Genomic DNA, 5177 nt, shown 5'->3' with positions numbered 1-5177 from the left:
GAGCCGTCCTCACACGTCTCTTGGCTGGCTGACGCCGGTCGAATATGCTGCTGTCACGGCCGCTCAAGCGGCCGAATGAACGCCGGATACTCTCCATCAGCCTGGATCAGAAATCGGGGGACCCTCAGCGGGGGCATCGTCAACGGTTGGCGGCGGGCCAGAATAAGGGACAGGTTGATTTGTAACGCTGGCGTCAATGGTTGGACCGCCATTTGACGGAACATATTCGATCAAACGTGTCTGACGGTTTTCTCAGCCACGACTAAGTCATTGATTTAATGGTGCCAGGGGCGGAATCGAATTACGTAAGCATCCAATTGAAATATATTGATAAAATAAACACCTGCGCATGAAAGGCCAACATAAAGGCCAACAATTTCCGATGGTAGCCCTCAGCCCACCTTATCTGAGCGACCTTGCGCCAGCCCGATTCGCCGTGGCAGCCTTCGTCACGTTGATCATCGCCGACATCCGCGACGAGCTGCGCGGCCGTGCTTCGCGCCAACGGCTAGGATGCGGCGAGGTCAATCGTCTGATCGGATCGCCAATGATTTAAATCAATGCGAATTGCCTGTCTTCGTCGCAGTCTGCGACGTGGCGCAACGAAATACGCTGCTGCACGGGAGGCTCAGGACATGGCCGTTGAACATTCGCGTGCCACACGGACTCGCCTCTCGAAACAATAGTCGGAGGCTTCGGTCGCCGCACGGCCGCGAGCGCAACAAATTGCCGGAGCAGTGCGAGACAGTGCATCCGCGCAATCTTGAGGAGATCAGTCATTGGACAGCACTGCTGACAGGATCAAAGACATTGGGCCGCAGCCGCAATCGTTCGACATTGAACGCGCGACGAAGGAAAATACAAATTACCGTTCAGTCGCCTGGAGCGGGCGCTATCTGCAAGTGACGCTGATGTCGATTCCCCCCGGCGGAGAGATTGGCCTTGAAGCGCATCCGGAGACCGATCAGTTCCTGCGCCTCGACGCGGGCAGCGGCCGAGTGCAGATGGGAGCCGCGAAGGACAAACTGACTTTTGAAAAGGAAGTGTCAGACGGTTGGTGCGTCCTCGTTCCGGCGGGGACCTGGCACAACATCACCAATATCGGGGTGACGCCAATGCAGGTCTATGCGATCTACGCGCCCGCCCACCACACGCCTAGCAAGGTGCAGGCGACGGCGGCGGCGGCCGAAGCCGACAAAGACGACGAGCCAGCGGCTTGGTCAGTGCAGCCAAAACATGCGCCCGATAAACACGGGTGACCCGATTGTTCTGCAAGAACGGGAGCGTGTCAGCTAATGGCGCCAGTGGACTATGAAACTGCCAGATCGGATATCTGCAATCCATCCCAGCGCGAACTTGGCCAGCGGGCACCAAGTGTTAGATTATATCCCCCTCATGATTGCTGACAAGGACCTTTTGCATAGGAATTGGCCCGCCGATTCCGATCGACGGCAGAGGCATTTGTACGACGGATAGGCGGCGCAGGAGGCAGGACTTAAACGTAGGTCAACAATCTCTCATCCGCGGGTCGAGCCGCATGACCTTGCTTCGTTTGGGGCTGCCTCTGCCTAGGTGGCGAGCATCAAAGGCTCATAGTGGAGACGAGGGGTCCCCGGCATTGTCCCGCCCCTAGCGCCGCATACCGCGCCGAGGCTGATTTTGTGTTTGGGATCTCCTCTGTCTATCTGTTAAGTCACGGTCACGCCGCCTTTGGCGTGGATTGAATCGTGCAGGCGATCGACCAGATGAAGCCCACCATCTCGCGTGCGATGGCGACATTGACGACATTGGCGCTCTTGCCGCGCGCACTCAGTCGGCGATAGCGGGCGCAGAGCCGGACTTGCGCTTTCCACCCGATGTCGCGAACAGCTTTTGGCAGCGCCTCGATCCGGTCGACCTTGTGACGGCCGATGCGCGCCTTCATTCGGTAAGCCCAGACGCCTTCGACCAGCGCGCGCCGCGCATGGGTGTTGCCGGTCTTGGTAATGCCGCCGTGCCGGACGGTCTCGCCGCTCGATCGCTCGCCCGGGACCAGGCCGAAATAGGCCATGAGTTGGCGCGGGTTTGAGAAGCGCGTGAAATCCCCGACTTCCGTGACCAGCACCACGGCATTGATCAGCGCGATCCCCCGCGCCTGCAAGCCGTCGACAACGGGGCGCAAAGTCCAGTCGGGGAAAAGGCGGAAGATCTGTTCCTCGACTCGCTGAGGCGCCGTTCCGCATCCATGACGGCGTCGACATAGTCCTGAAAGGCGATCTGCTGAGCGAGATGGTCAAACGCCAAAGTCGATAGCCACCGCCGGTAAGCCATTCGCCATGCCGTCCCGCCCCGTGCTTGCGACCATGACGCACCAGAAAACCTTGAAGATGTTGACGCGCGCGCGTCACGATTTGCCGGACGACGCTGCGCAGCCGGATCAGGTCGCGCATGGCTTCATGATCGGCGTCGGGCACCCAGACGGGCGTCAATTCTCCGGCCCGATGAAGACGGGCGAGCAGGGTCGCGTCGCGTCGATTTGTCTTCACCCTATCGCCAGGCTTCATCGGAATCAGCGACGGCGCCACCACGTCGCACCGATGGCCGAGACTTTTGAGTTGGCGATGAACGCCGTAGCTACACGGTCCGGCCTCATAACAAAACGCGCGGCTTGCCGGGACGGCGAAGACGGTCGCACAGTTTGCTGATGGCGCCAGGTTCATTGGCAATCTCGCCAAGGTATTCCACCGCCCCGGATCGCCCCCTCTGCGCCACCGCGACCGAAATCCGCTCTTTGTGAATATCCAAGCCAATAAATCGGGTATGTTCCATTCGGCCCGTCTCCTATGCATGAGGCTCTGCGCCGGCCAGCTGGCTTAACCCTCGTACCGTTGCATATCGGATGACGGGCCACCCTCAGGCCCAGCAATCATAAGGTCTAGGTGGGAGGGGCCTTCGCAGCGCGAATGTGAAGAACTGGAGAGCGCGTGCCAGCACAAGGATGTGTTAGGCGATCAAGGCGAAGGAAATTGCTGTCAATATCGCGATACTTGTGAACGGTAGCTACGATGACACTATGCAGCGTCGTCCGCCGTCCGTAGGCACCCAGTGGCTCAAGAGCCGGAGGCAATTCCCGGTTCAAGGGCCTTGACGATCAATCCGGGATCATCTGGAGGGAGGCAGCCCGAAAGGACATAAAGATGTTCAAGAAAAAGGTGGCTGGGCCTGTTATCCAGGTGGCGGGACCTATCATGGCGGCGTCTACCATGGAGGCGGCGCTCAACACGGCGGCCACGGTGACCGCTGCGGGTATCGACTGAGTGAACACTCGAAGCACACAGACGAAGCAGCGTAACGCGGGCTTTTCACTCGGCTCGCACTGTCAGTGGCATCGCTCAGTCGAAATTTGCGCACTCGATCAGCGGCGGTAGCCTCGGAATCCAGTCAGATCGGCGAGAGGGGGCGGATTGAGCGGTTCTGTCGCAAACTTTCCTTGGCGGAAGCCTGGAGGTATGATCGCTGGAAACGGATCTGGTGGAATGGCACGATGATCGAGTTCAAGGGCAGCCATTTTCAACGTGAGGTGATCCTTTGGGGCGTTCGCTGGTATGTGGCATATCCGATCAACTATCGGCAGCTCGAGGAAATGCTGGCAGAGCGGGGCGTCGAGGTTGACCATTCCACGCTCAATCGTTGGGTCGTGAAATACGCCCCGCTGCTGGATCAGCAATTTCGTGCCTGCAAGCGCTCGGTTGGCTCCAGCTGGCGATTGGACGAGACCTATGTGAAAATCAAAGGTTCCTGGAAATATTTGTATCGGGCGGTCGATAAAGCTGGGGCCTCCGTAGACTTCCTGCTGACCGCCAAGCGAGATCGTAAAGCCGCATTGCAGTTCCTGCGCAAGGCGATCGGCCATCATGGCGTTCCCAAGAAGATCACGATCGACAAGAGCGGCGCCAACACGGCGGCGATCGAAAGCTACAACGCAGAACATGAGGAGGACCTCGAAATCCGTCGGATCAAATATTTGAACAACATCGTCAAACAGGACCACCGAGCCGTCAAACGAATGGTGCGGCCGATGATGAGGTTCAAGTCCTTTCGGTCAGCGGCGGCAACTCTTTCTGGAGTCGAACTCATGCACATGATCCGCAAGAGCCAGTTGCGCGCCAGGGGTAAATTGCGCCCAGCGCAGCAGTTCTATGCGCTGGCTGTATAAACCAATTCGTAATCCCGGCCCTTCCTCGCCCACAGGGAAAATTTGCGACAGAACCCGCTGGCGTTGTTCGTACGGTTCTGGCTGACCGTCACGCCGTTACTGCCGAGCGATGCACAGGCCTCCGCCCAGATAAGAGGCCGCGAGCGTTATGAAGGCTTCATCGAGGCGCTCGGCCGGCGTCTGCAGAAGGGACAAAATCTGCTTGACGAAATTCCCCAGGACGTGGGAGCTGGAAGGATTGACGATGAGAAGGAATGACGAGTTTTGAAACAAGGCGGACCTTGGCTAAACACACTATTGATGGGCCGCTTCGCGCCCATCCGTGCCGTTCGGTCCAACGACACTGCTGGTCCGAAGCGGACATCAACCTAAAGGGTGTTCACGACAGTGGGGTGAGGCTTGAACTTGGTATTAGGTAGAGCGGCAATTATGAAATGTGTTTTCAGCGCGCGCGACGAGACGATCACCACATCGCAGGCGCCTCTTATTACCCCCTACCTTGGCCAAGTCGAGAATGGCAATTGTCGCCTCGATGCATCAAAAATTTCTCGCGCCCGACCACCGGCGCGTCGAGCCATTCTCTCTATTCGGCAATCATCGGCTGATCGAAGTCGCATCGCCAAAAGCTCGGCGAGGGTGTAGCAGAGCTTGAGCTTTGGCTCGACAATTAGGCGTCCGCCGATGATCGAGCCCCCGACCTGCTGGAAAAATTTTCGGTCGTTTCCGCTCCGGTCGCGGAGGCCCCGGGCAAGACGCCGGTGCGGCGCGTATGAAACTTGCGTGAAGACGCAGCCGGAAGTGGCTTATTCCGGCCAGTCGGCCAATAAAGATCGTAAGGCCAAAAAATCATACGCAAATGCCTTCGAATTCGGCAGCAGCGTTCAAGGTCGGAGGACACATACCGAATGCCGTCGCATGCTTACATCAACACGATCGCCACCGCGGTTCCCGTCCATGACGTCCACAGCTTCTTTCTCCGCTT

Annotated in this window: 2 protein-coding genes and 2 pseudogenes; 3 read left to right on the top strand and 1 reads right to left on the bottom strand. The window is 58.3% G+C overall.

Annotated elements, in window-relative coordinates; translation table 11 throughout:
• The first annotated feature begins 779 nt into the window (after nt 1-779).
• Nucleotides 780-1259: a cupin domain-containing protein gene (locus tag CR492_RS20055; RefSeq protein WP_102845475.1), complete on the top strand. Its 480-nt coding sequence runs from the start codon at nt 780-782 to the stop codon at nt 1257-1259.
• A 440-nt stretch (nt 1260-1699) separates the two neighbouring features.
• Here the strand turns inward: CR492_RS20055 and CR492_RS20050 are convergent.
• A pseudogene (locus CR492_RS20050) lies at nt 1700-2808 on the bottom strand (IS110 family transposase).
• Between the two features lie 715 nt (nt 2809-3523).
• Between CR492_RS20050 and CR492_RS20045 the strand changes: the two are divergent.
• Nucleotides 3524-4195 (top strand): IS6 family transposase, encoded by a 672-nt coding sequence (locus tag CR492_RS20045; protein WP_102845477.1) that lies wholly within the window; start codon nt 3524-3526, stop codon nt 4193-4195.
• Between the two features lie 51 nt (nt 4196-4246).
• Nucleotides 4247-4453: pseudogene (locus tag CR492_RS20040) on the top strand (CopG family transcriptional regulator); the annotation flags it as partial.
• Nucleotides 4454-5177: the final 724 nt, after the last annotated feature.

Origin of the sequence: Methylocella silvestris (genome assembly GCF_002891535.1) — a bacterium.
Taxonomy (GTDB): Bacteria; Pseudomonadota; Alphaproteobacteria; order Rhizobiales; family Beijerinckiaceae; genus Methylocapsa; species Methylocapsa silvestris_A.
This window is presented reverse-complemented; position numbering and strand designations above follow the sequence as displayed.